At 52.7% G+C, this 1,732-nt stretch carries 1 rRNA gene; it reads right to left on the reverse strand.

From position 1 onward, the window contains the following. Positions 1–44: 44 nt before the first annotated feature. Positions 45–1,586, reverse strand: a 16S ribosomal RNA gene (locus tag FEK42_RS20645). Positions 1,587–1,732 lie beyond the last annotated feature (146 nt).

The following is a 1,732-nucleotide window of genomic DNA, read 5'->3' on the forward strand; positions in this document are numbered from 1 at the left end:
ATCAGACAATCTGTGTGAGCACTGCAAAGAACGCTTCTTTAAGGTAAGGAGGTGATCCAACCGCAGGTTCCCCTACGGTTACCTTGTTACGACTTCACCCCAGTCATGAATCACAAAGTGGTAAGCGCCCTCCCGAAGGTTAAGCTACCTACTTCTTTTGCAACCCACTCCCATGGTGTGACGGGCGGTGTGTACAAGGCCCGGGAACGTATTCACCGTGGCATTCTGATCCACGATTACTAGCGATTCCGACTTCATGGAGTCGAGTTGCAGACTCCAATCCGGACTACGACGCACTTTATGAGGTCCGCTTGCTCTCGCGAGGTCGCTTCTCTTTGTATGCGCCATTGTAGCACGTGTGTAGCCCTGGTCGTAAGGGCCATGATGACTTGACGTCATCCCCACCTTCCTCCAGTTTATCACTGGCAGTCTCCTTTGAGTTCCCGGCCGGACCGCTGGCAACAAAGGATAAGGGTTGCGCTCGTTGCGGGACTTAACCCAACATTTCACAACACGAGCTGACGACAGCCATGCAGCACCTGTCTCACAGTTCCCGAAGGCACCAATCCATCTCTGGAAAGTTCTGTGGATGTCAAGACCAGGTAAGGTTCTTCGCGTTGCATCGAATTAAACCACATGCTCCACCGCTTGTGCGGGCCCCCGTCAATTCATTTGAGTTTTAACCTTGCGGCCGTACTCCCCAGGCGGTCGACTTAACGCGTTAGCTCCGGAAGCCACGCCTCAAGGGCACAACCTCCAAGTCGACATCGTTTACGGCGTGGACTACCAGGGTATCTAATCCTGTTTGCTCCCCACGCTTTCGCACCTGAGCGTCAGTCTTCGTCCAGGGGGCCGCCTTCGCCACCGGTATTCCTCCAGATCTCTACGCATTTCACCGCTACACCTGGAATTCTACCCCCCTCTACGAGACTCAAGCTTGCCAGTATCAGATGCAGTTCCCAGGTTGAGCCCGGGGATTTCACATCTGACTTAACAAACCGCCTGCGTGCGCTTTACGCCCAGTAATTCCGATTAACGCTTGCACCCTCCGTATTACCGCGGCTGCTGGCACGGAGTTAGCCGGTGCTTCTTCTGCGGGTAACGTCAATGAGCAAAGGTATTAACTTTACTCCCTTCCTCCCCGCTGAAAGTACTTTACAACCCGAAGGCCTTCTTCATACACGCGGCATGGCTGCATCAGGCTTGCGCCCATTGTGCAATATTCCCCACTGCTGCCTCCCGTAGGAGTCTGGACCGTGTCTCAGTTCCAGTGTGGCTGGTCATCCTCTCAGACCAGCTAGGGATCGTCGCCTAGGTGAGCCGTTACCCCACCTACTAGCTAATCCCATCTGGGCACATCCGATGGCAAGAGGCCCGAAGGTCCCCCTCTTTGGTCTTGCGACGTTATGCGGTATTAGCTACCGTTTCCAGTAGTTATCCCCCTCCATCAGGCAGTTTCCCAGACATTACTCACCCGTCCGCCACTCGTCAGCAAAGCAGCAAGCTGCTTCCTGTTACCGTTCGACTTGCATGTGTTAGGCCTGCCGCCAGCGTTCAATCTGAGCCATGATCAAACTCTTCAATTTAAAAGTTTGATGCTCAAAGAATTAAACTTCGTAATGAATTACGTGTTCACTCTTGAGACTTGGTATTCATTTATCGTCTTGCGACGTTAAGAATCCGTATCTTCGAGTGCCCACACAGATTGTCTGATAAATTGTTAAAGAGCAGT

It is taken from the genome of Escherichia sp. E2748 (assembly GCF_005781125.1).
In the GTDB taxonomy this organism is placed as follows: Bacteria; Pseudomonadota; Gammaproteobacteria; order Enterobacterales; family Enterobacteriaceae; genus Escherichia.